Source organism: Xenorhabdus lircayensis, from assembly GCF_016306625.1.
Classification (GTDB): domain Bacteria; phylum Pseudomonadota; class Gammaproteobacteria; order Enterobacterales; family Enterobacteriaceae; genus Xenorhabdus; species Xenorhabdus lircayensis.
In genome coordinates, this window is the sequence record NZ_JACOII010000038.1 from 50,533 (window position 1) to 76,319 (window position 25,787).

The window sequence follows — 25,787 nt, forward strand, 5'->3', positions numbered from 1 at the left end:
CGCGAAAAGCGGGATAGCCATATCCCAATATGCACTATAATGTTGGTTTTTTGGTGTATAAGGTGATTTTGGGATGCTGTGATGAGGTTATTGGTCAAATTAGCCCATTTTTATGCAGTTTTTTTCTGCTCCGTAAGAGAAAAGTAACGTAGAATATCGTGTTTCTGATGTGAATAACGTAGCCACTTTTATTGAAGTAGTAAAAGTAGTTAATTACGCGCCTTGTCGCTGCTTCATGTGGTTGGTAGAGTAGACGGACAATCTCCGTCCCCAGCTTGCAGGATTATCCTTTCGTTATGTTAAAGAAATTTCGTGGCATGTTTTCCAACGATTTGTCCATTGACTTGGGTACTGCCAATACCCTTATTTATGTCAAAGGTCAGGGAATCGTATTGGATCAACCCTCTGTTGTTGCTATTCGCCAAGACAGAGCAGGTTCACCAAAAAGTGTTGCAGCAGTAGGGCTGGAAGCAAAGCAGATGCTGGGACGTACTCCGGGTAATATCGCAGCTATCCGTCCTATGAAGGATGGAGTTATTGCTGATTTTTATGTCACGGAAAAGATGTTGCAGCATTTTATCAAGCAGGTTCACAATAATAGTTTCATGCGTCCAAGTCCGCGCGTGTTGGTCTGTGTGCCCGTTGGGGCGACTCAGGTTGAACGTCGCGCCATTCGGGAATCAGCCCAAAGTGCAGGTGCCCGTGAGGTATTTTTGATTGAAGAGCCAATGGCGGCCGCTATCGGCGCAGGTTTGCCTGTTTCTGAAGCAACAGGCTCCATGGTGGTAGATATTGGTGGGGGAACCACTGAAGTTGCTGTTATTTCCCTCAACGGTGTTGTTTATTCTTCTTCTGTACGTATCGGCGGTGACCGTTTTGATGAAGCCATCATCAACTACGTTCGTCGCAACTATGGCTCCCTGATTGGGGAAGCAACGGCAGAACGCATCAAACATGGAATTGGTTCTGCCTATCCAACCGATGAAGTGCGTGAAATTGAAGTACGTGGCCGTAACCTTGCAGAAGGTGTACCCCGCAGCTTTACTTTGAACTCCAATGAAATTCTTGAAGCCCTGCAAGAACCATTGACGGGCATTGTAAGCGCTGTCATGGTGGCTCTGGAACAATGTCCGCCAGAACTGGCTTCTGATATTTCTGAACGCGGTATGGTGCTGACCGGTGGTGGTGCATTGCTGCGTAATCTTGATCGTTTGCTGATGGAAGAAACAGGTATTCCTGTCATTGTGGCTGAAGATCCACTGACTTGTGTTGCCCGCGGTGGTGGCAAGGCGCTGGAAATGATCGACATGCACGGTGGCGATCTGTTCAGCGAAGACTGAAAGTAACTCTGCGAGCTGGGAGGCGAGCATGTTCTATTGGTGCCTCCTTGCTGATTGTTCCGGAGTTTTATCCTTTATGAGACAACCCAGCTCAACAATGCGCAATTTATGAAGCCGATTTTCAGCAGAGGGCCTTCTCTGCAACTACGACTCTTTTTTGCTGTTATTATTGCCATTATTTTGATTGTGGCAGATAGCCGCCTCGGTGTTTTCAATAAAGTCCGTAGCTACATGGATACGGCTGTGAGTCCTTTTTACTTTCTTGCCAATGGGCCGCGCCAATTTTTGGACGGTATCTCTGAATCTTTGACTAGCCGCAATCACCTTGAGCTGGAGAATCGCACCCTGCGTAATGAATTGCGGTTGCAGAGCAGTAAACTGTTACTGTTGGGGCAACTGAAACAGGAAAACTCCCGTTTGCGTGAATTACTGGGCTCGCCTCTGCGTAATGATGAACACATGATGGTATCGCAGGTGATTTCGGGAGGTATGGATCCTTACCGTGATAAAGTTGTCATAGATAAAGGCGCTAAAGATGGTGTGTATGAAGGGCAGCCAGTTATCAGTGATCGGGGTGTTGTGGGGCAAGTCATTTCTGTGAGCCAGTTAAGTAGCTGGATATTACTGATTTGCGATCCAACTCATGCACTGCCGGTACAGGTACTACGTAATGATATTCGTGTTATTGCTGGTGGAGCAGGGTGTACGGATGATCTCCAGCTAGAACCTCTGCCGAGTGATACTGACATTCGTGTAGGTGATGTACTGGTGACTTCGGGTCTGGGGGGGCGTTTCCCAGAGGGTTATCCTGTGGCGGTGGTTTCTTCTGTCAAAATCGATAACCAGCGGGCTCACGCAGTTATTCAGGCGCGCCCATTGGCTGAGTTGAGGCGCTTGCGCTACTTGCTGCTATTATGGGGAGCCGATAATAACCCATCTGAGCCATTGCCACCTTCGGAAGTATACCGTGCCGCCAATGAACGCTTGATGCAGATGCTACCACAGGTATTGCCAAATCCATCAGAAGCGGAACCGCAGTTGCTGACACCGAAATCAGGCGAAGAAAAAGATGAAAGCCAAACATCATCTGCACCAAAACCAGCAGAAAAATCAGCGGCCAAACCATCACCAAAGCCATCATCAACAGCTACAGGAAATCGTTAATGAGTCAGTACCATAGCCGAAGAGGTTGGGTTATTTGGTTATCTTTCCTGATTGCAATGGTGCTACAGATCATGCCATGGCCGGAGCAGTTTTTTATGTTTCGGCCCACTTTATTGATGTTGGGCTTAATTTACTGGTTACTTGCACTCCCTCACCGCGTTAGCGTTGGTACAGGGTTTGTGTTGGGGGTTATCACTGACTTATTGCACGGAAGTATCTTGGGAGCGCATGCTCTGGCATTTAGTCTGATCAGTTTTTTGGTGGCCTTCAAATTCCAGCTCATTCGCAATATGGCACTCTGGCAGCAAGCCTTGGTTGTGGTGGGGCTTTCTACCCTGATGAATCTCTGCGTTTTTTTAGCCCATGCTTTATTACCGAAGACGACCTTCCATTCAGAAGTGTTCTGGAATGGCGTGGTCAATGGTATTCTCTGGCCTTGGCTATTCTTATTAATGCGGAAAATCCGTCGTCAATTCTCCGTTCGTTAAAGGCGGGCGAGCCTATGACAAATAAAATAGCCTTATGGGATAGACTCTAAGGATAATTCACGATGAAAACCATTTATTTAGCTTCTGGTTCACCAAGACGGCGTGAGCTGGTGGGATTGTTAGATTTTAATTTCGAGATCCTGACACCTCAGGTCGAAGAAAAATGGCGTGAAGGGGAGTCTCCGCAGCAATATGTCACTCGATTGGCCAGAGAAAAATCACAGGCTGGAGTCGCCATTGCGCCATATAATTACCCCGTTCTGGGGGCTGATACCATTGTTGTATTGAATAACCGTATTTTAGAAAAACCTCGCAACCAACAACACGCCGCTGAAATACTGAGTGCTTTGTCAGGCCAATGCCACCAAGTGATGACGGCTGTTGCTTTATCGAACAGTCAATATACCTTGAGTGAGATAGTGATTACAGATGTGATATTCCGCCAGTTATCCCAACAGGAAATACAGGAATATATCGCAACTGGGGAGCCAATGGATAAAGCCGGAGCTTATGGCATTCAAGGTAAAGGTGGTTGTTTTGTGATAAAAATTAATGGCAGTTACCATGCTGTTGTCGGCTTACCATTGGTGGAAACGTATGAATTAATTACACAATTTTTAGCGTTAGCTGATGGGAAGAACTATTCATGACAGCAGAGTTATTAGTCAATGTAACACCATCCGAAACGCGGGTTGCTTATATTGATGGCGGTATCTTGCAAGAAGTTCATATTGAACGGGAAGCCAGAAGGGGCATTGTTGGGAATATTTACAAAGGGCGTGTGAGTCGGGTTTTGCCCGGTATGCAGGCGGCTTTTGTGGATATCGGGCTGGAAAAAGCCGCCTTTTTGCACGCTTCGGATATTATGCCTCATACTGAATGTATTGCAGGTGAAGAGCGGAAGAATTTCCATGTCAGGGATATTGCCGAACTGGTGCGCCAAGGGCAGGATTTAATTGTTCAGGTGGTGAAAGATCCCCTTGGTACAAAAGGCGCCCGTTTAACGACGGACATTACTTTACCGTCACGTTATCTGGTATTTATGCCGGGGGCATCGCATGTTGGTGTTTCACAGCGCATAGAGAGTGAAGAAGAGCGTGATCGCCTGAAAAGCATTGTCATGGATTATTGTGATGAGCATGGCGGGTTTATTATCCGTACTGCCGCTGAAGGTGTGGGAACAGAAGAAATTGCGCAGGATGCGGCATTTTTGAAGCGCCTGTGGAGTAAGGTGATTGAACGTAAGAAACGCAATATCACCAAAAATAAAGTATACGGTGAATTGGCGCTGGCCCAGCGTATTTTGCGTGATTTTGTTGGTGCTCCCCTTAATCGCATTAGGGTTGATTCCTGCCAAACATTTACGCAATTACAGGAATTCATTGAGGAATATATTCCTGAGATGAACGCCAAGCTGGAACTTTATCAGGGAAATCAGCCGATATTCGATCTGTATGGTGTGGAAAATGAAATCCAGCGGGCGCTGGAACGTAAGGTGGAATTAAAGTCGGGTGGTTATCTGATTATTGATCAGACAGAAGCCATGACAACAATTGATATTAATACGGGTGCTTTTGTTGGGCATCGCAATCTAGAAGAAACTATCTTTAATACCAACATCGAAGCAGCACAGGCGATCGCCCGACAATTAAGGCTGCGTAATTTGGGTGGCATCATTATCATTGATTTTATTGATATGGGTAATGAAGAACACCGCCGCCGCGTATTGGCTTCCTTGGAACAGGCATTAAGCAAAGATCGTGTGAAAACAACTATCAATGGTTTTTCACAATTGGGGTTGGTTGAGATGACGCGCAAGCGTACACGGGAAAGTATCGAACATATTTTATGTGATAACTGCCCAACTTGTCAGGGCCGTGGCACGGTAAAATCCGTCGAAACCGTGTGTTTTGAGATCTTGCGTGAAATTGTGCGTGTTAATCATGCAATTGATGCCGATCGTTTTCTGGTTTATGCCTCTCCAGCCGTAAGTGAAGCCCTAAAAGGGGATGATTCCCACGCCTTGGCGGAAGTGGAAATTTTTGTGGGCAAACAGGTTAAGGTGCAGACAGAACAACTCTACAGTCAGGAGCAATTTGACGTTGTTATGATGTAAGGCACTGGTTTACAGAGAACCTGTTTGCAGAGAATCTGTTTGTAGAGAAACAGCGCTGACAACCAAGGAGAAATGCGTGAGGCGACTGCCGGGGATATTATTAGCGACAGCCGCAATAGTCATTATCATTGTGGCTTTGCTTGTCAGCGGGTTGCGTTTCTTCCTGCCACATCTCAATGAATATCGTCAGCAATTGACTGAGAAAATTGCTGACGTGACAGGTATACCCGTCAATATTGGTTACATCAATGGTCATTGGGAATCATTTGGCCCCAGTCTGGAAATCCGCGACATCAGCGCGAAAGCAGAGCATGTTGACATTCATGCTAAAAAGATAATGCTTTCTTTGGATGTTTGGCGTTCACTTTTGCAGCGGCGCTGGCATTTCCGGGAGCTGTCCTTTTATCAGCTTCAAGTAAATTATGATAAGGCTCTGTTTGGGCAAGGTGGCGAAAGTATGCTTTCCGAACCCAATAGCCTCTCCTCTCTGTTTCTGGAGCAGCTCAATCATTTTGATTTGCATGATAGCCGTTTGACTTTTCCGGCACCATCCGGTGAAAAGGTTGAACTGCAACTACCGCAACTGACATGGTTGAATAAAGACAACCACCATCGGGCGCAGGGCAGCGTAAACCTCTCTTCGATTAATGGTCAGGAAGGCGTTGTACAGGTGAAGTTTAACCTGAGAGATATCAATGGCGTTTTGGATAATGGCGTTATTTACTTGCAGGCCGATGATATCGACATGCGGCTGTGGTTAAGCCATTGGTTAAGGGATAATACGGGGCTAGAAAACGCCCATTTCAGTTTGGCGAGTTGGATTACCTTGAAAGGAGGGCGAATTGATAGCGGACGTCTGCAACTTAAACAAGGGAAAGCCAGCTGGCATGTCGAAAATGAAAAACACCAGCTTGTGGTTAATGATTTCCTCTTGCAGATGCGCCGTCAGGGAGAAGGGTGGCTGTTTGATATTCCAAGCCTGGCAAGCCTAAAAACTGACGATCAGCAGTGGCCGATGGGACATATCACCGCACTGTACGTTAATCAGGCTCGCAAATATCAAGGCAAAGATCACTGGCGCATTCGTGCCGAAAATATTCAGCTTGAACGTCTGAACGGAATATTGCCAATGCTCTCCTTTGTGACACCGGATATCGTCAAGGATTGGCAGCACCGGCAGCCGAAAGGAATGCTCAACAGTTTTGCCCTCGATATTACGCCAGAATTGCCCGATGACATGGGAATTCGCATGAAATGGCAGGATGTGAGCTGGCGACGCTGGAAAGACCTGCCTTCAGTCAGCCAGTTCAGTGGCATGTTAGGCGGTAATAAACAGTGGGGAAATCTCAAGTTTGCATTGAAAAATAGCACGATTGACTATGGTAGCCTGTTTCCGGCTCCGCTCGACATTGCCCACAGTGAAGGGCAGATTACGTGGAAAAATGATCAGCGCGGAATGGAAATATGGAGTCAAGGCCTGGATTTACAGGCAAAAGCGTTATGGCTCAACGGGAATTTTCATTACCTAAAACCGCAAAACGAACAACCTGTACTGGAAATGCTCGCTGGGATTCGAGTTAACGATGTGGGTGAAGCATGGCGCTATTTTCCCAAGTCATTGATGGGGGAATCTCTGGCGGATTATTTGACCGCGTCCTTGATCAAAGGAAAGGTCGATAATGCTACTTTGATTTTTCAGGGTAATCCTCATGACTTCCCATTTAAACAAAACAATGGTCAATTCCAGATCTTGGTTCCCCTGCGCCATGCAACTTTTCAATATCAACCCGATTGGCCAGCCCTGTTTGATTTGGATATTGACCTGAATTTCCAGAATAATGGATTACGGATGCATGCACCGAAAGCGAAATTGGGAAAAGTGGATGCCACCCAAGTTTCGGCGGTGATTCCAGATTATGGCAAACAGAAGCTGTTTATCGATGCTGCACTATCCGGGGATGGGAAGAATATTCATGATTATTTTAATCACAGCCCACTGGCGGGTTCAATTGGCAGCGCACTGGATAGTTTGCAACTTGATGGCGAAGTAGGGGGCAAACTTCACATTGACATCCCCTTAAATAACGGCGAAGTCAAGGCGAGTGGTGAGGTGGTGCTGAAAGATACTCATTTATTTATTAAGCCACTGAATAGCAAGATGGAGCACCTCAGCGGCAAATTCCGCTTTGACAATGGCAACTTAAAAAGCGATGCCCTATCTGCCAACTGGCTGGGACACGCTTTATCGCTGCGGTTTTCCACTCAGGATTTACCAAAACATTATCGGGTTGATGTGAACTTGGATGCACGTTGGGCCGCAAAGACATTACCGGAACTCCCTGCCGAGATCCGCCGCAAGCTCTCTGGAACGCTGAATTGGCAGGGTAACGTAAATATCACGATCCCCCCGAACGATTTACCTGCAAATGATCTACCTTCGAAGCACGGCGTGAAGTATCGTGTTGCTGTCAATGCAGATTTGTCACATATCAACAGTAAATTACCAACATTCGACACAGAATCTCTACGAGAATGGAATAAGATTAATATCCTTGCTGACGGCGATATGAACCAACTCCAGATGAAAGGTTCAATGGGTAAACGATACGCGTTCAATACTCAATGGAAGTTGGCAGAAAATAATGTCAGATTGCAGCGGGGTATTTTTCATACGGATGGTGTGGGAATCCCTGCACTGCCGAAAAAATCGCTGTTGGCGTTAAACTTGCCTGCGATTGATGGTAAAAAATTGTTGACGCTGATTGAGCCTCTGAGTTGGAATTCATCGACAAATGATGGTTTGTTGTGGCCAAGCGTATTCGAAATTTCATTGCCTTCACTGGATCTTGCTGGGCAGCGCTGGAACCAACTCACATTCAATATTGCTCAACAAGCTGATGGAATGACAGTGAGTACGGTAGGGAAAGAAATTAATGGCAATCTATTGATTAAAAATAATCAACCGATGCAGGCATTAATCAATTATCTTTATTACGATCCCCTGCTTACGACAGATTCGTCGGTTGATGTCAACAAGTTAACTTCAGATAAGTCACCGACACCGCACTATGCTTTGAGCAGTTGGCCGGCATTGAATGTTAAGTGTGCGGAATGCTGGATTGCTGGGCTAAAACTCGGCAAAGTATCCGCATCGATCATGCCAGAAGGCGACTCCCTGATTTTGACCGATGGACAAGTGGAGAATAGTGCCGGAAAACTGACATTGTCTGGTCGCTGGTATGAGAATAACAACGGAAGCTATTATACCCAGACTAAAGGGCAATTATCGGGAGAAAAATTCGATGATATGGCAGCTTATCTGGGGCTTATCGTTCCGATTGTTGATGCGCCTTTCAAATTTGGTTTCAATTTGAAGTGGCGAGATGTTCCGTGGCAACCAGATCTCAGGACATTGAATGGGACGTTGACTGGAGATATGAAAAAAGGGGCTATCGCTAAATTAGGCGGTGGCAGGGCAGGACAATTATTAAGGCTTATCAGTTTTGATGCTTTGTTGCGTAAATTACAGTTGGATTTCAGTGACACATTCAGTAATGATTTCAACTTTGATTCCATTCGTGGCGACGCAACGATAAAAAATGGCGTCATGTATACCGATAACTTTCTTATCGATGGATTGGCAGCAGACATCAATGCCACAGGGCAGACAAACCTGGTTAATCGTCAAATCAATATGGAGCTGGTGATTACGCCAGAAATTTCGACAACGGTGGGAGTAGCGACGGCCTTTGCGGTCAATCCTGTGGCTGGTGCGGCAGTTTTTGCCGCGACAAAAGTACTGGGGCCGCTATGGAGTAAGATATCGGTGATTCGCTATCGGTTAACGGGTAGCCTCGAACAGCCTAAAATTGATGAAGTTTTACGTCAGCTTAAGGAGAATAAAGGGCCATGAGAAACGTCAATGTTGCACTTTTACAATTATGCAGTGGTACGAATGTTAAACATAATTTAGCGCAAATTGAACAACAGATTAAGCAACTGCCAGACACCGTAAAACTGGTTCTGACTCCGGAAAATGCTTTGTTGTTCGCTGATGCTGATACTTATCGTGAACATACAGAAGCACAGGGAAGTGGTCCATTGCAACAGGCAGTGAGTGAAATGGCACAGCGCTATGGCGTCTGGCTGCTGATTGGCTCAATGCCCATGATCAGTCGGGAAGACCCCACACGCATTACAAGCAGTAGCCTATTGTTTGATGATCAAGGCGAAATCCGCGCCCGTTACGATAAAATCCACATGTTTGATGTCAATATCAACGATGAGCATGGTTCCTATAATGAATCCGCTATTTACCAGCGTGGGGAACACATTACTGTTGTTGATACACCCGTTGGTCGTTTGGGTATGACTATCTGTTATGATCTGCGTTTTCCGGGACTATTTCAGGCACTGCGTGAACAGGGTGCGGAACTGATCTCCGTTCCTGCTGCCTTCACCCGCTTGACAGGTAAGGCGCATTGGGAACCACTGCTGAGAGCGCGCGCCATCGAGAACCAGTGCATTATTTTGGCACCTGCGCAGGTTGGTGTACACAGCACTCGCAGAACCTGGGGACACTCAATGGCAGTGAGTGGCTGGGGGGAAGTTATCAAGAAAAACCCTCTGACCGTCAGCGCATTGCAGCTTAATATCCGGGCGGACAGTTTGATTCACATGCGCGAGCAGATCAAAGTGGTGAAACACAATCGCTTCCGCCCACAACTGACTTCTTTGATAAAAAAGAATACAAATTAAGGTAAAAGAGTAATCACTATGAGTTTAACTTATGTCAGTGAACACTTACTGGCTGCTAATAATCTAAATCATCAGGACTTATTTTCTGTATTGGGTCAATTGGCGGAACGTCGTCTGGACTATGCCGATCTTTACTTCCAATCCAGTTACCATGAAGCATGGGTATTGGAAGACCGCATCATTAAAGATGGTTCCTATAATATCGATCAAGGTGTGGGAGTTCGCGCGGTCAGTGGGGAAAAAACGGGCTTTGCCTACGCGGATCAAATCACATTGAATGCGCTACAGCAAAGTGCTCAGGCTGCGCGTAGCATCGTTCGGGAAACGGGCAATGGCATTGTGCATACGTTAGGTGCAGTGACATATAAGGCACTTTATCCCGCGGTTGATCCTTTACAGAGCATGAGTCGGGAAGACAAAATTGCATTGCTGCATCGGGTTGATCAAATTGCACGTGCGGAAGATCCCCGTGTACAAGAAGTCAATGCCAGCTTGAGCGGTGTTTATGAACAGGTGCTGGTGGCGGCAACAGACGGCACATTAGCCGCAGACATTCGTCCATTGGTACGCCTTTCTGTTAGCGTATTGGTGGAAGAAGATGGTAAGCGTGAGCGTGGTTCCAGTGGTGGTGGAGCTCGTTACGGTTACGAATATTTCCTGCAAACTGAAGATGGTCAAGTTCTGGCAGAACAATTTGCCCGTGAAGCGGTTCGTATGGCGCTGATCAATCTATCGGCGGTTGCGGCTCCTGCGGGCACGATGCCAGTGGTATTGGGTGCTGGCTGGCCGGGAGTTTTGCTGCATGAAGCGGTGGGGCACGGTTTAGAAGGCGACTTCAACCGTCGTGGTACTTCTGTCTTTTCTGGTCAGATTGGGCAAAAAGTAGCTTCTGAACTGTGTACCGTGGTAGATGATGGCACAATTGAAGGGCGCCGTGGCTCATTGGCCATTGATGATGAAGGTGTTCCGGGGCAATACAATGTACTGATTGAAAATGGCATCCTGAAAGGTTACATGCAGGATAAGCTCAACGCTCGCCTGATGGGTGTGGCTCCGACGGGTAACGGGCGTCGCGAATCTTATGCGCATTTGCCGATGCCACGTATGACCAACACCTACATGCTGGCGGGTAACTCCACACCAGAAGAGATTATTGCTAGTGTGGATCGTGGACTGTATGCCCCGAATTTCGGTGGCGGTCAGGTGGATATCACATCGGGTAAATTTGTTTTCTCAACATCGGAAGCGTATTTGATTGAAAACGGCAAAATCACCAGGCCAGTGAAAGGCGCGACCTTGATTGGCTCTGGTATTGAAGCCATGCAGCAGATTTCAATGGTTGGAAATGATTTGGCTCTCGACAAAGGTGTAGGTGTCTGTGGTAAAGAAGGCCAAAGTGTACCAGTGGGTGTTGGCCAACCAACCTTGAAACTGGATAACCTGACCGTAGGTGGAACAGCCTGATAATTTCTTAAGCAATATAATGAAAATAGCTTGAGGTCATCATGAAAAAGAGCATCATTCTAGCGGTTGTATTATTGGTTCTGGCAGTTGGGTATATTGTTTTTGCCAAAAGCATCGGGCCGCTCGGCACGGATACAACAGGGCAAAATACCATTGTTTCAGAGAAGGTATCTACTCAGCCGATTGGTGTTCTGACCGAACAGAAGCGTGTTGCGGATTACCTTCGCCTACATCGCAAATTGCCAGACTATTACATTACGAAGAAGCAAGCCCGTCGTCTTGGCTGGGATGCTCGCGAAGGTAACTTATGCGACGTTTTGCCGGGTCAAGCGATTGGTGGTGATCGTTTCTCCAACCGTGAGAATAAACTGCCGACAGCAAGTGGTCGTCACTGGTTTGAAGCGGATGTGAATTATCGGTGTGGGCACAGAGGCAGTGATAGACTAGTCTACTCTAATGATGACCTTATTTATCTGACAGTTGATCACTACAAAAGTTTTACCCAACTGGAGTAATGACATGAAAAAGGTGGAATTCGATTTTAACCAGATCTCTGATTTAGTCACTTTTTATCGTGAATTCAAAGAGAGCTTCGATCTTGGGGATAATTTTGGTTCCAACTTGGACGCGCTGTGGGATGCCGTGACGGGTAGCATTGAGCTGCCGGTTGAGATTAGCTTCATCAGCTTAACGCCGCAGAAACGAACGCGCTTTGCGGCGTTAGTACTGCTGCTTGAAGAGGCGGAAGAAGAGCTGGAAGGGGAATTACGGTTTAATGTGATGAGTTGAACTTTTTCCTTTTGTTACGACTCCCCGTTTTGTTGAAACGGGGAGTCTTCTTCAGATTTCATGGAGTCTGCGGCGGAAATAGTGTTCCAATCGGGGAATAGGGTATGCTTTGTAGCAGCGTCGGTGCTAAAAATGTCCTCAACGCTTCTGAGGGGGGAACGGACATGAGATGCAGTGGTAAAAACCATGCGCAAAGTTACCATAGCAATTAGGCTTAGGCTTTACCTCGCTCTTCTTATTAGTAAACGTTGTCCTGGGTAGTCGATAACTATTTCGTATTCTTCTAAAAATGTCGTACCCAGAAGACCATCGAAGGAGAGGTGTGAAAAATCCCCGTCGAGCACAAGTGAGGAGGTTTTTACTTTTGTTGTACCGGTATCCTTTAGAGTTAATGATACGCAATCTACAGCTTTCAATTCATCCTCGGTGGCTTTATCGCCGAAAATTTCGCACGGCTCACGCCATAAAAAAGATTTGAGGTGATCTTTCCAGAAAATAGAAATTGAGGCACCCGTATCTAAAATAAAGGAGTAATCATTGCCACCAGTAGAGAGTGTTACAGCGATACCAGAGGTGGTCATGCGTAACGGCAGCGAGATCCATTCTTTGTTTGGATGAACACCAACGGCCTCGACGCTTTCGCCGACAGTTACGAGTCTTTGATGATAATCAAGGTGGATTCAGGGCGTTAATCGCCAGAAAAATACCTCTCAACATTTTTAAATGCACTCTCGAAATAAATGTCATAACAACTTTTAGTGACATAGCCGATATGTGGGCTGCAAAGTACGTTATCACGTTTTAATAAAGAGTAGTTGCTATCCCAGATTGGTTCAATATCAAAAACATCCAATGCAGCAAAACCAGGTGTCCCTAAGTCGAGTGCTTTTTCCAGTGCATCTGTTTCTACCAATCCAGAGCGGGCTGTATTCACTAATAGTGCGGTAGGCTTCATCTTGGTTAGATCCGCAAATGTGATACCACCTGCGGTTTCTTTGACTAACCGTTGATGCAGGGTGATGACATCTGAAGTCTGGAAAAACTCTTCTCGGGAGTTTGGTACTATTAATCCTTCTTGGCGGGCTTGCTCTTGGGCACGAGTTGATCCCCAAACCTGTATTTTCATATCAAATGATTGCGCGTACTTGGCAACAAGTTGGCCGATCTTGCCATAACCTACTATTCCCAATGTTTTGCCCGCGACGGTATCGCCAAATTCAGTCTGCCAGTGGCCTTTTTTCATCATTTCTACTGAGGGGGTAAATCTACGTATGGAGCTTTGAATTAGCAACCAAGTTAATTCTGCTGCGGCAACGGGCGAACCTGCACCTTCAACAACAGTAATTCCCCGTTGCTTGCATAATTCCAGATCGATATTGTAAGCAACTTTCCCCGTCTGGCTGATCAGTTTTAAATTGGGAGTTTTAGACAAGAATTTCTCATCAATGAGGGTTCTTTCACGAATCAGTATCAGAGCGTCAGCTTTGGATAATAGCTCTTCTGCTTTAGGCTCACGGTCAAGGGCAGCGAGGCAAATTACCTCAAAGTCACTGTTCTGATGTAAAGCCTGAATTTGTTTTGTAGCATATTGATAATCATCAGGAATAATAACTAACGGCATTTGAGTAATCCTTTGTGTCATTTCTATAATTTTAGGAAGCAGGGTGAAGATTGCTTAGAGCAAGCTAGATTATCTTATTTTTTTATTACGTATCTGTAACATTTAATCCAAAATGTTAACTTAATCCAGTCTAATGTAATGAAGGGGGCTCAGAGGAAAATACCGCCAATTCTCAACGAAATGGCGGTGGGGAGTAGATTAGGCTGATTCCGATAACTCTTTCAGATATTGGAAAATCTGGCGGTAGAATTTCGGTGGTTTGTTGGCCGCCTTCTCTTTTTTAGCGTTGCGAATCAGTGTACGAAGTTGCTGGCGATCAGTATGTGGATACAGTGCTACAACTTCTTCAAAGGCATCATCACTTTCAACCAATTTGTCACGCAGCTCTTCCAGTTTATGCAATAGAACGATCTGCTGGTTGTGGCGGTTTTTCAGTTTATCCAACGCAGTGGTGATCGGTTCAGGATCACGGGCGCGCAGCAGTTTACCAATCAACTGCAATTGGCGACGACGGCCTTCACGTTTGATTTTCTGCGCCAGTTCAATGGCTGCCAGCAAATCGTCATCCAGAGGAATCCGTTCCAGTTGATTTTTGCTGAGTTCAACCAGTTCTACTCCCAACTTTTTCAGTATTTCAGCATCCCGCTTTATTTCACTTTTACTGACCCAGATTATCTCTTCTTCTTCCTCTTCAGCAGGATAATTGTCGAGCCAATCTTCAGGCTGCTTTGCCATAATCGTTTTCCTTCTAAAAAGGCCGGATAAGGTGCGTTTTGGAGCATGACCTATCGTCCGGTGGGTGTTAACATCCTAATATTGTGTATTGTAACTGGGAAAATTGCCTGATTACCACTCGGCATTCATGTTATGAACCGAATTTAGGCATTTTTCCTGACGAATTCTCTCTTAATTCATTGGATTACGGTTAATTAATGATAGTCACCAATCAACAAATCGCGGAGCAGCGTAAGCAATTGGAAGATGCGGTTGCCCATGCTCTGGAATTAGCGAAGTCCGGTTGTGATGCTGCGGAAGTCGCGGTCAATAAAACCACGGGGATTAGCGTCAGCACTCGTTTCAGTGAAGTCGAAAATGTTGAGTTTAACAGCGATGGCGCACTGGGGATCACGGTTTATCACCAGCAGCGTAAAGGCAGTGCTTCCTCAACGGATCTCAGCCCAGAAGCGATTGCCCGTACTGTTAAGGCCGCCATTGATATCGCTCGCTATACTTCTCCCGACCCTTATGCTGGCCCTGCCGATAAAGAGTTATTGGCATTCGAGGCACCGGAGTTGGATCTTTTCCACCCTGCTGATCTGGATGCAGATACGGCCATTGAGTTGGCTGCCCGTGCTGAACAAACTTCATTGCAGGCAGATGAACGCATTACCAATACCGAAGGCGGTAGTTTCAACAGTCATTATGGTATTCGGGTATTTGGCAATAGTCACGGTATGCTGCAAAGTTACTGTTCAAGTCGTCATTCTATATCGAGCTGTGTGATTGCTGAACAAGATGGCAATATGGAGCGAGATTATGCTTATACCGTGAGCCGCCATATTGACGAATTGAAATCGCCTGAGTGGGTTGGACAGGAGTGTGCTCGCCGGACGCTTTCCCGTCTGGGCGCACGTAAGTTACCAACGATGAAAGCACCTGTTATCTTTTCTGCGGAAGTGGCAACAGGTTTGTTTGGCCATCTGGTTGGTGCGATCAGCGGTAGCAGTATTTACCGTAAGTCTTCTTTCTTGCTGGATAGTTTGGGTAAACAGATTTTGCCTTCATGGCTGACCATTGACGAGCAGCCTCATTTGCTGCGGGGGTTGGCTTCTACACCATTTGACAGTGAAGGTGTGCGTACAACGCCACGTGATGTCGTTAAAGATGGTGTTTTGCAGACTTGGCTACTGACTTCTTATTCTGCCCGTAAATTGGGGATGGTGAATACGGGTCATGCAGGTGGAATTCATAACTGGCATATCGCGGGTCAAGGGCTGGATTTTGCCAGTTTACTGCGCGAAATGGGAACAGGCCTGATCGTCACCGAGCTGATGGGGCAAGGCGTTAGTGCGATTACAGGGGACTATTCCCGTGGCGCATCCGGTTTTTGGGTCGAGAATGGCGAGATTCAATATCCAGTTAGTGAGATCACCATCGCAGGCAATTTGAAAGATATGTGGGCGAATATGGTGACAATCGGTAATGATATCGAAACACGCAGTAATATTCAGTGCGGCTCGGTGTTGTTGCCGGAAATGAGTATCGCTGGTCAATAGGGATACTCAATCAACAGCAGCCAGTTCGGTGTAACTGAGCTGGCTGGGAGCTAGCGGTGATATTCACCTGCGGCTTCTGGTTGGTAAATTATTTCTAATACTTTTATTCGGGTTTTTTCACCGTTTGGCAATTCCCACGTTATTTCATCATTCACCCGCAGCCCCAGAAGTGCGGCACCCAAAGGAGCCATAACTGACAGGTGTTTGGTGCTGTCTTGCAGAGAAGCAGGATAGACCAGTGTGCGAACACGTTCTTCCTTGCTGCCTAGGTCAATAAAGCGAATTTCACTGTTCATTGTGACAACATCAGCTGGGATATCTACTGGGGGCACGATTTCCGCTCGATCTAGTTCTTCATTCAGAGCCTCCGCGATGCTGGTATTAGCAAATGCAGGCTGTTCCAACAGCGAATCTAAACGTTCGGCGTCCAGTTCGTTGATAATGATTTTAGGTTTTGTCATACCACGCTCCAAATTAGGCTCAATACAAAATAACACCCCGCGTCACAAGGAGGGGGGTGTTATTTTAAAAGTAATTAAAGTGATATTAGGCTGTTCTGTCGTGAAAATAAAGAGATCATGATCACGAACTGTTTTGCGCTGTTAATGAGATAAGGCTCATTAACATAGATTAAAAATAACCAGACATCATTGGAGCTGCTGATTAGAGGCCTTTAACAGCGATTTTTGGGTTGGTTTCTCCCCAAATGGAAGATAACTCAACAACGTGCATACCGCTCCATTTCTGGATATCAGACTGGGTGATTTCGTCGTTACCTTGTTTACCGAAGATCACAACTTCATCGCCAGCCTTCACGTTAGGCAGATCAGTAATGTCTACCATGGCCGTGTTCATGGAGATGCTGCCAACAATTGGCGCACGGTGACCATTGATCAAGACATAGGCTTTGTTTGACATGCTGGAGCTTAAACCATCAGAGAAACCAACTGGCAGGTTGGCGAGTTTGGAATCACGTTTCAGGACGTAAGTGTTGTTGTAGCTAACACCATTGCCTTGAGGGTATGACTTAACAGAAGCAACACGGGTTTTTACTTCAATCAGTGGCTTGTATTCTGGATGGCTGGTGGTCAGAATGCCGTAAAGTGCACTACCGACGCGTACCATATCAAATTGTGCTTCTGGGATGCTCATTGATGCAAAAGAGCTTGATGCGTGCAGAGTGATTTCATCTCTTTTCAGGTTGGCAGTTTTGATCAACCAAGAAGTTTGGTCTTTGAAATTCTTGATACTTGAACGGATTGCATCCAGATCGGTGAGAGCATGGTGGCTCATCATACCGACCAGTTTTAGGTTAATCAAAGAAATACTGTGTAATGTTTGGGCGGAAAATAGGAATTAGGAGGATGTTAGCAATATACGTGGTAGTGCCAAATCTGGTTCATCGCGAACCGATACCAATTGATGTTTGATTTTAGCGATTGGTTAGGGAATTAGTTCTTTTTTATCAAGATATAGGAGAAATTCTGCTGTCAGAATATTGTTGATGGTTATTATGTATTCAAGAAAAAAGTGAGAGGGAAGAGTGGGGAGAAAGGTGTCAATCTTCATCAAAACCAGAATTAAAGAGTTCAACAATAGCCGCCAGCGCCTGTTGTTCATCTGGCCCTGTAGCTTCAACCTCAATATAACTGCCTTGCTCTGAATCCAGCATGAGCATGGCAATCACACTACTGGCCTCAGCTTGAATATTATTGCTGTTGCGCAGAATGACCTGCGATTGAAACTGCTGCACAAGGTCATGCAGTTTCATTGCAGGTCTGGCATGCATACCAAGCCGATTTTTAATCTCAAGCCGTTGTTTGACTGTCATGCTTTACTTCATTGCTTGCTATTGATTACGCTATTTACGTTTTTCCAGTGTACGGTGACGTGACTGCACATTTTTGCCACGAGAACGGAAATAATCTGCCAACTGTTCAGCAACATAGACAGAACGGTGTTTACCACCAGTACAACCAATGGCGACAGTCAGGTAGCTACGGTTATTGGTCTCCAGCATGGGGAGCCAAAGCTCAAGATAACTGCGGGTCTGGTAAATGAAGTTATGCACTTCTGTATGGCGATCCAAAAATGCCGCAACAGGGCGATCCAGGCCAGTCATTGGGCGTAGCTTAGGATCCCAGTGAGGGTTTGGCAGGAAACGCACATCGAAAACATAGTCCGCGTCAATTGGGATGCCATGTTTGAAGCCAAAAGATTCAAACACCATGGTCAGTTCACGTTCCCGTTTACCCAGTAAACGTGTCCTGAGCATTTCTGCCAGTTCATGAACGGACATTTCAGATGTGTCGATGATCAAGTCGGCGCGTGAACGCAGGGGTTCCAGCAGATCGCTTTCTTGGTCAATCGCACTTTCCAATGACAGATTTTTGCTGGATAGTGGGTGCAAACGACGCGTGTCACTGTAGCGGCGGATCAGAGTATTACGATCCGCATCAAGAAACAGCAGCTGTGGTGAGAAACTGTCAGGTAATTGGGTTAGAGCTTCTTCGAAGATTTCTGGCGACTCCGGCATGTTTCTGACATCGATGCTAACCGCAGCCGAAATATCGCGTTCAGCCAGCGTGTTTGCCAATTCTGGCAGCAACACGACCGGCAGGTTATCCACGCAATAGAATCCCATATCTTCCAGCGCACGCAGAGCAACGGACTTTCCGGAACCTGAACGACCACTGACTATCATCAGCACCATGAGGCGACTCCCCTAAATGTTTATAATTGTAATCGCTATTTATTCAGTAATGATTCTGTATAGTTCTTCGTCACTCTGCGCTGAACGCAGGCGACGGCAGAGATTCTTATCTGCAAGGCGCTTTGCAATCAATGATAGTGAGTGTAAATGGGTTTGACACTGGTCTGATGGCACCAATAAAGCGAACAGTAAGTCAACAGGTTGATTATCGATGGCATCAAAGGTAATGGGATGTTCCAGATGCAGAAATACACCAACGGCATTATCCGAGCATTCTTTATCCAATTTGCCGTGGGGGATTGCAATCCCGTTCCCAATGCCTGTTGTGCCCACTTTTTCGCGGGAGAGAATGGCTTCGAATACAGTATGTTCCGGTAATCCAAGCTGTTTTGACGCTAGTTCACTGATAATCTCTAAGGCACGCTTTTTACTCGAACAAGGCACGTTGTTGCGTGTACATTCGGGTGAAAGTACTGAGCTTAGTGGTAAATCTGTTTCGTTGTTCATTTCTTTATTCACTTAGGGCCTTGTTATACCAGATGCCTTGAGGCATCCGGTATTGATGCACTGCACTATGAACCTGACTATAAACACGATAGTCGGTGTTATAGATAGAACAGTGATAATTTTATGACGGCCCCGTTGCCTGAAAGCTGTTAATGTTGTCTCAATTTACTTTTGTGTTTGGTCAATTGACGCGCGAGCTTATCTGCCAGTGCATCAATTGCCGCATACATATCTTCATGCTCTGAGGTTGCATGCAACTCTCCTCCATTAACATGCACCGTGGCTTCGGCGATTTTCTGTACCTTTTCCACTCGGAGGATGACCTGAATGAGATTAATTTTATCGAAATATTGATCCAGTTTGCCGCATTTGGTGCTCACAATGTTGCGTAGTGCATCTGTGATTTCAATATTGTGGCCTGTGACATTGAGTTGCATAGTGTTTTCCTTCTCTGTGTTGTTCAAACCAGTCTTTTACGTTGGTTTGAAGGCGGGATGGATAACGACTCTCTATATTTTGCGACAGTTCGACGTGCCACTTGAATACCTTGTTCAGCCAGTATGCTGGTCAATTTACTGTCACTCAGTGGCTTGGCCGGGTTTTCTGCCGCGACCAGTTTTTTCACCAGAGCACGTATTGCGGTAGAAGAAGCTTCGCCTCCGCTATCGGTATTGACGTGGCTGGAGAAAAAATATTTAAGTTCAAAAATTCCTCGTGGGCTATACAGGTATTTCTGTGTTGTCACACGGGAAATGGTGGATTCATGCATGTCAACCTGATAGGCGATATCAGCCAGTACCAGCGGTTTCATGTGTTCCTCACCATGTTCAAAAAAATCTTGTTGCCGTTCAACAATGCAGCGGGCGACTTTCAATAATGTCTCATTACGGCTTTCGAGACTTTTTATCAGCCACTTGGCCTCTTGCAAATTATTGCGAATGAACAGGCTATCACTTTCATTATGGGTCTGCTGCCCCAGTGCTGCGTAGTGTTGGTTGATACGCAGACGGGGGATGCTATCGGTATTTAGCTTGACTTGCCAGCTTTCATTTTTTTTCTGCGCCAATACATCTGGAATAACATACTCGGATTCACCGGTATTGACGATCAACCCCGGTTTCGGCTCCAGTGATTGAATAATATCAATCGCTCCTTTCAGTGTGTTTTCTTTTAATTTGCTTTGGCGTAATAAATTACGGAAGTCCCGATGACCCAGTAACTCAAGATATTTGCTGACAACGAGTTTAGCTTCGTTCAGGTGAAGGGTCTCTGTTGGCAGTATTGAAAGCTGGATAAGCAGGCATTCACGTAAATCACGGGCAGCTACCCCAATCGGATCAAAGTGTTGTATGCGTTTGAGAACGGTTCCGACTTCTTCCAGTGTCAGTTCATCATCACCGATGCTGTCAAGGATCTCTTCGGTAGAAACGGTCAGATAGCCAGTATCATCAATGGCATCAATGATTGAAGTGGCAATGGCAGCATCCGTTTCGGTAAACGGCGTTAATTCTGCCTGCCACATCAGATAATCTTGCAGAGTCTGGGTAGTCTCTCCCTGATAAACGGGGAAGTCATCAGCGTTGTAATCACTGCTGGTTCCTGAAGACGTACCAGTGGTGTAAATTTCATCCCAGCTGGTATCCAGTGGCAGCTCGTCAGGCATCTCCTTCTGTTCAAGTGCTTCGCGGGTATCCATCGTCTCTGTGTCAAAATCCGTTTCAGGAAGCTCCTGACTATCTATTTCAGGGCTGTCCACTTCTTGATGCAGGTCATCCTGTTCAAGCAGCGGGTTTGTTTCCAGAGCTTGTTGGATCTCCTGCTGAAGCTCAAGTGTAGAAAGTTGCAACAAACGGATAGCTTGCTGGAGTTGTGGCGTCATCGTCAATTGTTGACTGAGCCTGAGTTGCAAACTTTGCTTCATAGAGTTACCACTTTCTCCTTAAATCTAGCCTGAATGATCCCTTGGATTGCGCCTGACAGAAGAATGTGAATTACAGGCGGAAGCCTTCACCCAGATAGACGCGTTTGACCTGCTCGTTATTCAGAATGTCATCAGGCGTGCCGTGGGCAATCAAATGACCTTGACTGACGATATAGGCACGTTCGCAGACATCCAGTGTTTCACGGACATTGTGGTCAGTAATCAGGACACCCAGACCACAATCCCGCAGGTGTTGAATGATCTTTTTAATATCCAGTACGGAAATCGGGTCAACGCCAGCAAAAGGTTCATCCAACAGGATGAATTTTGGATTGGCAGCCAGCGCACGGGCAATTTCCACACGACGGCGTTCACCACCAGAAAGTGATTGTCCAAGGCTATCACGCAGGTGAGCGATATGAAATTCTTCCATCAACTCTTCCGCGCGTACTCTTCGTTGTTCCTGATTGAGGTCTTTGCGGATCTCAAGGACGGCCATTAAATTATCGAATACGCTGAGACGACGGAAAATAGAGGCCTCCTGTGGCAAGTAGCCTATTCCGCGGCGTGCGCGTTCATGCAGAGGCAGCAGGCTGATGTCCTCTTCATCAATGGTGATGGAGCCTGCATCACGTGGAACAATGCCAACGACCATGTAGAAAGTGGTGGTTTTACCTGCGCCATTCGGGCCAAGCAAGCCAACAATTTCTCCTGACTTAACTTCCAGGCTGACGTTCTCAACGACCTTACGGCCTTTATATGCCTTTGCTAGGTTTTCTGCGTTTAGTATTGCCATAAGTCGTTATTTACTCTTTTTGTGAACATCATCGCTTGGGCCTTTTTCCTGTAGCTGGGCAGGCAACAGGACAGTGGTAACACGTTTACCTTTATCACTAAAGGCTTCCATTTGCTGTGTTGGCACCAGATAAGTGATTTTATCGCCCTTAATATTACTGTCTAGTTGTTCAAGATAGGCGTTACCCGTCAGCGTAATCAGTTCTTTATCCATCTCGTAACGCATCTTTGATGCATGCCCTTTGATGGGTTTGCCGTCATCCTGCAATTGGTAGAAAGTGGCTGGATTACCGTAGGATTCCATGACGGTTTTCTTCGCATCCCCTTCTGGGCGTGTGACAACGACTTTATCAGCATGAATATCGATTGAGCCTTGTTTCACAGTAACATTATCCGTAAATGTGGCAATGTTCCCCGTTAAATCCAGAGACTGTCTTGCGGAGTCGATGGTAATGGGCTTTTTCGTATCATCTTTCAAGGCCAGTACGGGCAGGCTGACTGCAAAAAGTGTACTGGCAATAACGGTATTACGGATTAGGTTGTTCATGTGGAATCTCATATTGAGTGGTCACCTTTTCAATCAGTTCAGCAGTTTTGTTTCGCAGATTGCCACGCATTTTCATGCCAACAGATTTCAGACCGACGCCAATAAGAGTGACTTGGTCATCGGATGCGACATCTTGTGTTATAAGATTGACGGTCGCATTGTCTGTTGTGATCCGCTGCAATTGTGATGCATCGGTCAGGCTCTCCACTTGGGCATCCCCATACAGGTAAAGCATTTTATCATCGGTCAGTTTGGCTTTATTGGCGCGTACTGTCCATGTGGCTGTTGGTGCTCCGGGGGTGCCATTTGGATCAAATGTTGTCAATACGGGCTTGGTAAACCAAGTCAGTTTCGTTTCCGCATAATTTTTGACATCATCGGCGACCAGTTTGTAAGCCAGTTTACCTTCTGGGTCATAGACAAAAGTGATGGCTTCTTGTGTTTGATAAGTAGGATAACCGTCATCCACGATGGGCGATGAGGTATCATCATTTACATTCGATAAATTCCAGCCAATCAGCGCAAGCGCGATCAGTACCAATATTGCGATCAGCCAGGATTGAATTTTGCTCATTCTTTTTTCAGTTTTAATTTATATGGATAACCCTTTGGCATCTTCCAGCTTATTCTGAGCGAAGAGCACCAAATCACAAAGTTCCCTGACTGCACCACGACCGCCTGCAATCCGAGTCACATAATCTGCCTTTGGCAACAGCAGTGGATGGGCATCAGCAACCGCAGCAGATAACCCAACCTGTGCCATGACAGGCCAGTCAATAAGGTCATCACCAATATAGGCAACTTGATCTGGCTGTAACGCTAGTTTATCCAACAGTTCTTGATACGCCAAAATCTTATCGTTCTGGCCTTGGTAAAGATGTGTAATACCGAGTGTTTCTGCGCGATTTTCCAGCAATTTTGCTTTCCGGCCAGTAATGATAGCAACTTCAATACCGGAGGTGATTAAGCAACGGATGCCATAACCATCACGAACATTAAAGGCTTTCAGCTCTTCGCCTTCATTGCCCATATAGATCAACCCATCAGACATTACGCCATCAACATCACAAATCAGAAGGCGAATTTTATTGGCTTTTTCGATAACAGCTTTGTTAACTGGGCCATAACAGGTGTCCAGATACTCTTTTTGACTCATTAAGGAATTCTCTTAAGGTTTATACCATCAGTTTACTCGCTTTACACGACTCCGGCCTGCAAAAGGTCGTGCATATGTAATACGCCAAGTAATTTGTCCCCTTCTGTGACCAGCAGCGAAGTGATGTGGCGTGATTGCATCAGATTTAAGGCGTCAACAGCCAGTGCATTGGGTTTGATTCGGATGCCGCCGGTGGTCATGACATCAGAGATTTCTGCGTTGTTTAAATCGATTCCCATATCGAAAACACGACGCAAATCGCCATCGGTAAAAATACCGTTGATCTGCATGTCATCATCGCAGATAACCGTCATACCCAGTTTCTTACGGGTGATTTCCACCAAAGCCTCACGCAGAGTTGCGGTATGGGAAACATGGGGAATATCATCACCGGTGGTCATTAAATCACTGGCCAGCAATAGAAGTTTGCGCCCCAGTGCGCCACCGGGATGGGAGAGGGCGAAGTCTTCGGCAGTAAAACCACGGGCTTGCAAGAGGGCAACAGCCAAGGCATCTCCCATGACGAGTGTTGCTGTGGTACTGGTGGTTGGCGCCAGTCCCAATGGGCAGGCTTCCTGTGGGGTTTTAATGCACAAATGGACATCCGCGGCTTTTCCCATGCTACTGCTGCTATTGTTTGTCAGGCAGATCAGCGGAACTTTTTGTCGCTTTAGAACAGTAACCAAGGCCAGAATCTCATTTGATTCACCAGAGTTGGAGATTGCCAGCACGATGTCTTTTGATGTCACCATGCCGAGATCGCCGTGGCTGGCCTCGCCAGGATGGACAAAGAAAGAGGGAGTGCCGGTACTGGCAAATGTCGCCGCGATTTTTCGCCCAATGTGACCGGATTTCCCCATCCCCATGACAATGACTTTTCCTTCACAACCAAACATTAATTCACAGGCTTGGTTGAAATCGTCATTAATGTGCTGTTCCAGATCTGCCAGCCCGTCGAGTTCGATGTGTAATACTTTTTTACCTGCTTGCTGAAAATCGATTTTAGACATTTCTACTTCCCACTCTTTTCCCACTCAATCGGAAATTACTTAGTACTGTCATTCAGTACTGTAATAGTTAGAAACAAAAAGTACGACAAAATAGGCGACAAAACAGCTTAATAACAAAATGCCGTTCAATCGGTTCAATCGATGCTTTCTTCCTAGACAGAATACTGTGAATAGTACACTGGCTGCCATCATGACCCAAAAATCTCTGGAAAAGGCCGCAGGTGAAATAACACTGGGAGAAAGTATGGCGGGGATACCCAAGACGAGGGTGACATTGAACACATTCGAGCCAACGATATTGCCCATTGCCATATCATTCTCACCTTTTATGGCTGCCGCAATGGCGGTGGCGAGTTCGGGCAGGCTGGTTCCCACGGCAAGAATGGTCAGGCCGATGATCAGTTCGCTCACACCATAAATACGCGCAATGACGGTGGCATTGTCAATCACCATACGAGTAGAAATAGGGAGGATAATTAAGCCCAAAACGACCCAGAGAAGCGCAATTCCCTTGTTGCCTTCGACAGGCAATTCTGAATTTCGTTCCTGAGTATAACTATCAACACCGTCTTGCTGGGATAACGCTGTCATTTTGATCATTAGTGCGATGAAGAAGAGAGCGGAAAGCAATAAAAGGATACCATCCAGACGGCTTAGGTAGCCGTTGGATAACAGATATCCTGCAAATGCGGTGACCACCAGCATCAGGGGCACTTCCCGCCGCAGGATATTTGATTTCACCGTGATCGGCCGAATGAAGGCCGCCGCTCCTGTAATCAGCAACAGGTTAGTAATATTGGAACCAATCGCATTGCCGACTGCCATGTCTGGCAGCCCGTCTAAAATTGCTGTGACTGACACCATCAGCTCTGGCAGCGAGGTTCCGATTCCCATAATGACCAAGCCGATAATAAAAGGGGAAATTTTTAGGGCGCGGGCAAAAACCGCAGCACCATAAACTAATCTATCGGAACCATACACCAGTAAAATCAACCCGATAATGAGCAGTACAATAGTCAGAAACATGGAGTGTGCCTTAAATAAGATTTATTCCGAGCATAATGCTAATAATGGTTGATTTTTAAACATGAAATGTTTATTCAGCTAGACTTATACATTCTG

General features: G+C 46.1%; 27 protein-coding genes. 11 read left to right on the top strand and 16 right to left on the bottom strand.

Translation table 11 applies throughout. The annotated features are described in order from the left end of the window. Positions 1–296 precede the first annotated feature (296 nt). From mreB to H8A87_RS10765, 10 genes are all read left to right on the top strand, one after another. Complete coding sequence (gene mreB, locus H8A87_RS10720; protein WP_099142737.1) at positions 297–1,340, top strand: rod shape-determining protein MreB; 1,044 nt, start codon at positions 297–299, stop codon at positions 1,338–1,340. A gap of 108 nt (positions 1,341–1,448) precedes the next feature. After that, positions 1,449–2,504, top strand: a complete 1,056-nt coding sequence (mreC, locus tag H8A87_RS10725; protein WP_198689962.1) for a rod shape-determining protein MreC — start codon at positions 1,449–1,451, stop codon at positions 2,502–2,504. Then, complete coding sequence (gene mreD, locus H8A87_RS10730) at positions 2,504–2,992, top strand: rod shape-determining protein MreD (RefSeq protein ID WP_198689963.1); 489 nt, start codon at positions 2,504–2,506, stop codon at positions 2,990–2,992. Before mreC ends, mreD begins: the two co-directional genes overlap by 1 nt. A gap of 62 nt (positions 2,993–3,054) precedes the next feature. Further along, a complete protein-coding gene (locus H8A87_RS10735) occupies positions 3,055–3,642 on the top strand; it encodes a Maf family protein (protein WP_198689964.1) in 588 nt (195 codons plus the stop codon). Next, on the top strand, positions 3,639–5,108 hold the full coding sequence (rng, locus tag H8A87_RS10740) for a ribonuclease G (protein ID WP_198689965.1): 1,470 nt from the start codon (positions 3,639–3,641) through the stop codon (positions 5,106–5,108). Before H8A87_RS10735 ends, rng begins: the two co-directional genes overlap by 4 nt. 76 nt (positions 5,109–5,184) lie before the next feature. Continuing rightward, complete coding sequence (yhdP, locus tag H8A87_RS10745; RefSeq protein ID WP_198689966.1) at positions 5,185–9,021, top strand: AsmA2 domain-containing protein YhdP; 3,837 nt, start codon at positions 5,185–5,187, stop codon at positions 9,019–9,021. Continuing rightward, positions 9,018–9,866, top strand: coding sequence for a deaminated glutathione amidase (nit1, locus tag H8A87_RS10750; protein WP_198689967.1), 849 nt, complete (start codon positions 9,018–9,020; stop codon positions 9,864–9,866). Before yhdP ends, nit1 begins: the two co-directional genes overlap by 4 nt. A gap of 18 nt (positions 9,867–9,884) precedes the next feature. Continuing rightward, the gene (gene tldD, locus H8A87_RS10755; RefSeq protein ID WP_198689968.1) at positions 9,885–11,330 is read left to right on the top strand and encodes a metalloprotease TldD; all 1,446 of its coding nucleotides are present in this window, start codon (positions 9,885–9,887) and stop codon (positions 11,328–11,330) included. 41 nt (positions 11,331–11,371) lie between these two features. Then, positions 11,372–11,845, top strand: a complete 474-nt coding sequence (locus H8A87_RS10760) for a ribonuclease domain-containing protein (protein ID WP_198689969.1) — start codon at positions 11,372–11,374, stop codon at positions 11,843–11,845. Between the two features lie 4 nt (positions 11,846–11,849). Next, the gene (locus H8A87_RS10765; RefSeq protein WP_198689970.1) at positions 11,850–12,119 is read left to right on the top strand and encodes a barstar family protein; all 270 of its coding nucleotides are present in this window, start codon (positions 11,850–11,852) and stop codon (positions 12,117–12,119) included. Between the two features lie 221 nt (positions 12,120–12,340). On the opposite strand, the gene H8A87_RS10770 is transcribed toward H8A87_RS10765, so the two are convergent. The 3 genes from H8A87_RS10770 to yjgA all read right to left on the bottom strand — a co-directional run bounded on the left by H8A87_RS10770 (position 12,341) and on the right by yjgA (position 14,475). Further along, positions 12,341–12,700, bottom strand: a complete 360-nt coding sequence (locus tag H8A87_RS10770) for a hypothetical protein (RefSeq protein ID WP_198689971.1) — start codon at positions 12,698–12,700, stop codon at positions 12,341–12,343. 107 nt (positions 12,701–12,807) lie between these two features. After that, positions 12,808–13,740: a D-2-hydroxyacid dehydrogenase family protein gene (locus H8A87_RS10775; RefSeq protein WP_198689972.1), complete on the bottom strand. Its 933-nt coding sequence runs from the start codon at positions 13,738–13,740 to the stop codon at positions 12,808–12,810. A 198-nt stretch (positions 13,741–13,938) separates the two neighbouring features. Further along, positions 13,939–14,475, bottom strand: coding sequence for a ribosome biogenesis factor YjgA (gene yjgA / locus H8A87_RS10780; protein WP_198689973.1), 537 nt, complete (start codon positions 14,473–14,475; stop codon positions 13,939–13,941). Between the two features lie 197 nt (positions 14,476–14,672). Here yjgA and pmbA point away from each other — a divergent pair, with 197 nt between their 5' ends. Beyond that, on the top strand, positions 14,673–16,016 hold the full coding sequence (pmbA, locus tag H8A87_RS10785; protein ID WP_198689974.1) for a metalloprotease PmbA: 1,344 nt from the start codon (positions 14,673–14,675) through the stop codon (positions 16,014–16,016). Between the two features lie 50 nt (positions 16,017–16,066). Here the strand turns inward: pmbA and rnk are convergent, their stop codons facing one another. The 13 genes from rnk to H8A87_RS10850 all read right to left on the bottom strand — a co-directional run bounded on the left by rnk (position 16,067) and on the right by H8A87_RS10850 (position 25,691). Further along, on the bottom strand, positions 16,067–16,477 hold the full coding sequence (gene rnk / locus H8A87_RS10790) for a nucleoside diphosphate kinase regulator (RefSeq protein WP_198689975.1): 411 nt from the start codon (positions 16,475–16,477) through the stop codon (positions 16,067–16,069). Positions 16,478–16,679: 202 nt separating this feature from the next. Further along, positions 16,680–17,336: an alanine racemase C-terminal domain-containing protein gene (locus H8A87_RS10795; RefSeq protein ID WP_232370181.1), complete on the bottom strand. Its 657-nt coding sequence runs from the start codon at positions 17,334–17,336 to the stop codon at positions 16,680–16,682. Positions 17,337–17,574: 238 nt separating this feature from the next. Beyond that, positions 17,575–17,847, bottom strand: a complete 273-nt coding sequence (npr, locus tag H8A87_RS10800; protein WP_198689976.1) for a PTS phosphocarrier protein NPr — start codon at positions 17,845–17,847, stop codon at positions 17,575–17,577. 30 nt (positions 17,848–17,877) lie between these two features. Then, the gene (gene rapZ, locus H8A87_RS10805) at positions 17,878–18,729 is read right to left on the bottom strand and encodes an RNase adapter RapZ (RefSeq protein WP_047768744.1); all 852 of its coding nucleotides are present in this window, start codon (positions 18,727–18,729) and stop codon (positions 17,878–17,880) included. Positions 18,730–18,768: 39 nt separating this feature from the next. After that, entirely contained in the window at positions 18,769–19,236 is a 468-nt protein-coding gene (gene ptsN / locus H8A87_RS10810) for a PTS IIA-like nitrogen regulatory protein PtsN (RefSeq protein WP_198689977.1), read from the bottom strand. A 149-nt stretch (positions 19,237–19,385) separates the two neighbouring features. Continuing rightward, positions 19,386–19,673, bottom strand: a complete 288-nt coding sequence (gene hpf, locus H8A87_RS10815; protein WP_198689978.1) for a ribosome hibernation promoting factor — start codon at positions 19,671–19,673, stop codon at positions 19,386–19,388. A gap of 23 nt (positions 19,674–19,696) precedes the next feature. Beyond that, positions 19,697–21,157 carry an RNA polymerase factor sigma-54 gene (gene rpoN / locus H8A87_RS10820; RefSeq protein WP_198689979.1) on the bottom strand — a complete coding sequence of 487 codons (1,461 nt, stop codon included), beginning with the start codon at positions 21,155–21,157 and terminating at the stop codon, positions 19,697–19,699. A gap of 70 nt (positions 21,158–21,227) precedes the next feature. After that, on the bottom strand, positions 21,228–21,953 hold the full coding sequence (gene lptB, locus H8A87_RS10825) for an LPS export ABC transporter ATP-binding protein (protein ID WP_198689980.1): 726 nt from the start codon (positions 21,951–21,953) through the stop codon (positions 21,228–21,230). Positions 21,954–21,959: 6 nt separating this feature from the next. Continuing rightward, entirely contained in the window at positions 21,960–22,499 is a 540-nt protein-coding gene (gene lptA / locus H8A87_RS10830; protein ID WP_198689981.1) for a lipopolysaccharide ABC transporter substrate-binding protein LptA, read from the bottom strand. Continuing rightward, positions 22,480–23,073, bottom strand: a complete 594-nt coding sequence (lptC, locus tag H8A87_RS10835; protein ID WP_198689982.1) for an LPS export ABC transporter periplasmic protein LptC — start codon at positions 23,071–23,073, stop codon at positions 22,480–22,482. The genes lptA and lptC overlap by 20 nt, the downstream gene beginning before the upstream one ends. An 18-nt stretch (positions 23,074–23,091) precedes the next feature. Further along, complete coding sequence (gene kdsC / locus H8A87_RS10840; protein WP_198689983.1) at positions 23,092–23,655, bottom strand: 3-deoxy-manno-octulosonate-8-phosphatase KdsC; 564 nt, start codon at positions 23,653–23,655, stop codon at positions 23,092–23,094. A 41-nt stretch (positions 23,656–23,696) separates the two neighbouring features. Then, complete coding sequence (gene kdsD / locus H8A87_RS10845) at positions 23,697–24,665, bottom strand: arabinose-5-phosphate isomerase KdsD (RefSeq protein ID WP_198689984.1); 969 nt, start codon at positions 24,663–24,665, stop codon at positions 23,697–23,699. Positions 24,666–24,713: 48 nt separating this feature from the next. Next, positions 24,714–25,691 (bottom strand): calcium/sodium antiporter, encoded by a 978-nt coding sequence (locus H8A87_RS10850; protein ID WP_198689985.1) that lies wholly within the window; start codon positions 25,689–25,691, stop codon positions 24,714–24,716. Positions 25,692–25,787 lie beyond the last annotated feature (96 nt).

What these genes read in the sequence shown, in the direction of transcription:
- mreD (WP_198689963.1), top strand. Translation starts at nt 2,504, where the DNA reads ATGAGTCAGTACCATAGCCGAAGAGGTTGGGTTATTTGGTTATCTTTC.
- lptB (WP_198689980.1), bottom strand. Translation starts at nt 21,953, where the DNA reads ATGGCAATACTAAACGCAGAAAACCTAGCAAAGGCATATAAAGGCCGT.
- H8A87_RS10760 (WP_198689969.1), top strand. Translation starts at nt 11,372, where the DNA reads ATGAAAAAGAGCATCATTCTAGCGGTTGTATTATTGGTTCTGGCAGTT.
- pmbA (WP_198689974.1), top strand. Translation starts at nt 14,673, where the DNA reads ATGATAGTCACCAATCAACAAATCGCGGAGCAGCGTAAGCAATTGGAA.
- H8A87_RS10850 (WP_198689985.1), bottom strand. Translation starts at nt 25,691, where the DNA reads ATGTTTCTGACTATTGTACTGCTCATTATCGGGTTGATTTTACTGGTG.
- mreC (WP_198689962.1), top strand. Translation starts at nt 1,449, where the DNA reads ATGAAGCCGATTTTCAGCAGAGGGCCTTCTCTGCAACTACGACTCTTT.
- H8A87_RS10775 (WP_198689972.1), bottom strand. Translation starts at nt 13,740, where the DNA reads ATGCCGTTAGTTATTATTCCTGATGATTATCAATATGCTACAAAACAA.
- mreB (WP_099142737.1), top strand. Translation starts at nt 297, where the DNA reads ATGTTAAAGAAATTTCGTGGCATGTTTTCCAACGATTTGTCCATTGAC.
- rapZ (WP_047768744.1), bottom strand. Translation starts at nt 18,729, where the DNA reads ATGGTGCTGATGATAGTCAGTGGTCGTTCAGGTTCCGGAAAGTCCGTT.
- H8A87_RS10735 (WP_198689964.1), top strand. Translation starts at nt 3,055, where the DNA reads ATGAAAACCATTTATTTAGCTTCTGGTTCACCAAGACGGCGTGAGCTG.
- kdsD (WP_198689984.1), bottom strand. Translation starts at nt 24,665, where the DNA reads ATGTCTAAAATCGATTTTCAGCAAGCAGGTAAAAAAGTATTACACATC.
- tldD (WP_198689968.1), top strand. Translation starts at nt 9,885, where the DNA reads ATGAGTTTAACTTATGTCAGTGAACACTTACTGGCTGCTAATAATCTA.
- H8A87_RS10770 (WP_198689971.1), bottom strand. Translation starts at nt 12,700, where the DNA reads ATGACCACCTCTGGTATCGCTGTAACACTCTCTACTGGTGGCAATGAT.
- rnk (WP_198689975.1), bottom strand. Translation starts at nt 16,477, where the DNA reads ATGACAAAACCTAAAATCATTATCAACGAACTGGACGCCGAACGTTTA.
- lptA (WP_198689981.1), bottom strand. Translation starts at nt 22,499, where the DNA reads ATGAACAACCTAATCCGTAATACCGTTATTGCCAGTACACTTTTTGCA.
- lptC (WP_198689982.1), bottom strand. Translation starts at nt 23,073, where the DNA reads ATGAGCAAAATTCAATCCTGGCTGATCGCAATATTGGTACTGATCGCG.
- rpoN (WP_198689979.1), bottom strand. Translation starts at nt 21,157, where the DNA reads ATGAAGCAAAGTTTGCAACTCAGGCTCAGTCAACAATTGACGATGACG.
- H8A87_RS10765 (WP_198689970.1), top strand. Translation starts at nt 11,850, where the DNA reads ATGAAAAAGGTGGAATTCGATTTTAACCAGATCTCTGATTTAGTCACT.
- ptsN (WP_198689977.1), bottom strand. Translation starts at nt 19,236, where the DNA reads ATGAACAACGAAACAGATTTACCACTAAGCTCAGTACTTTCACCCGAA.
- hpf (WP_198689978.1), bottom strand. Translation starts at nt 19,673, where the DNA reads ATGCAACTCAATGTCACAGGCCACAATATTGAAATCACAGATGCACTA.
- rng (WP_198689965.1), top strand. Translation starts at nt 3,639, where the DNA reads ATGACAGCAGAGTTATTAGTCAATGTAACACCATCCGAAACGCGGGTT.
- nit1 (WP_198689967.1), top strand. Translation starts at nt 9,018, where the DNA reads ATGAGAAACGTCAATGTTGCACTTTTACAATTATGCAGTGGTACGAAT.
- npr (WP_198689976.1), bottom strand. Translation starts at nt 17,847, where the DNA reads ATGACAGTCAAACAACGGCTTGAGATTAAAAATCGGCTTGGTATGCAT.
- yjgA (WP_198689973.1), bottom strand. Translation starts at nt 14,475, where the DNA reads ATGGCAAAGCAGCCTGAAGATTGGCTCGACAATTATCCTGCTGAAGAG.
- kdsC (WP_198689983.1), bottom strand. Translation starts at nt 23,655, where the DNA reads ATGAGTCAAAAAGAGTATCTGGACACCTGTTATGGCCCAGTTAACAAA.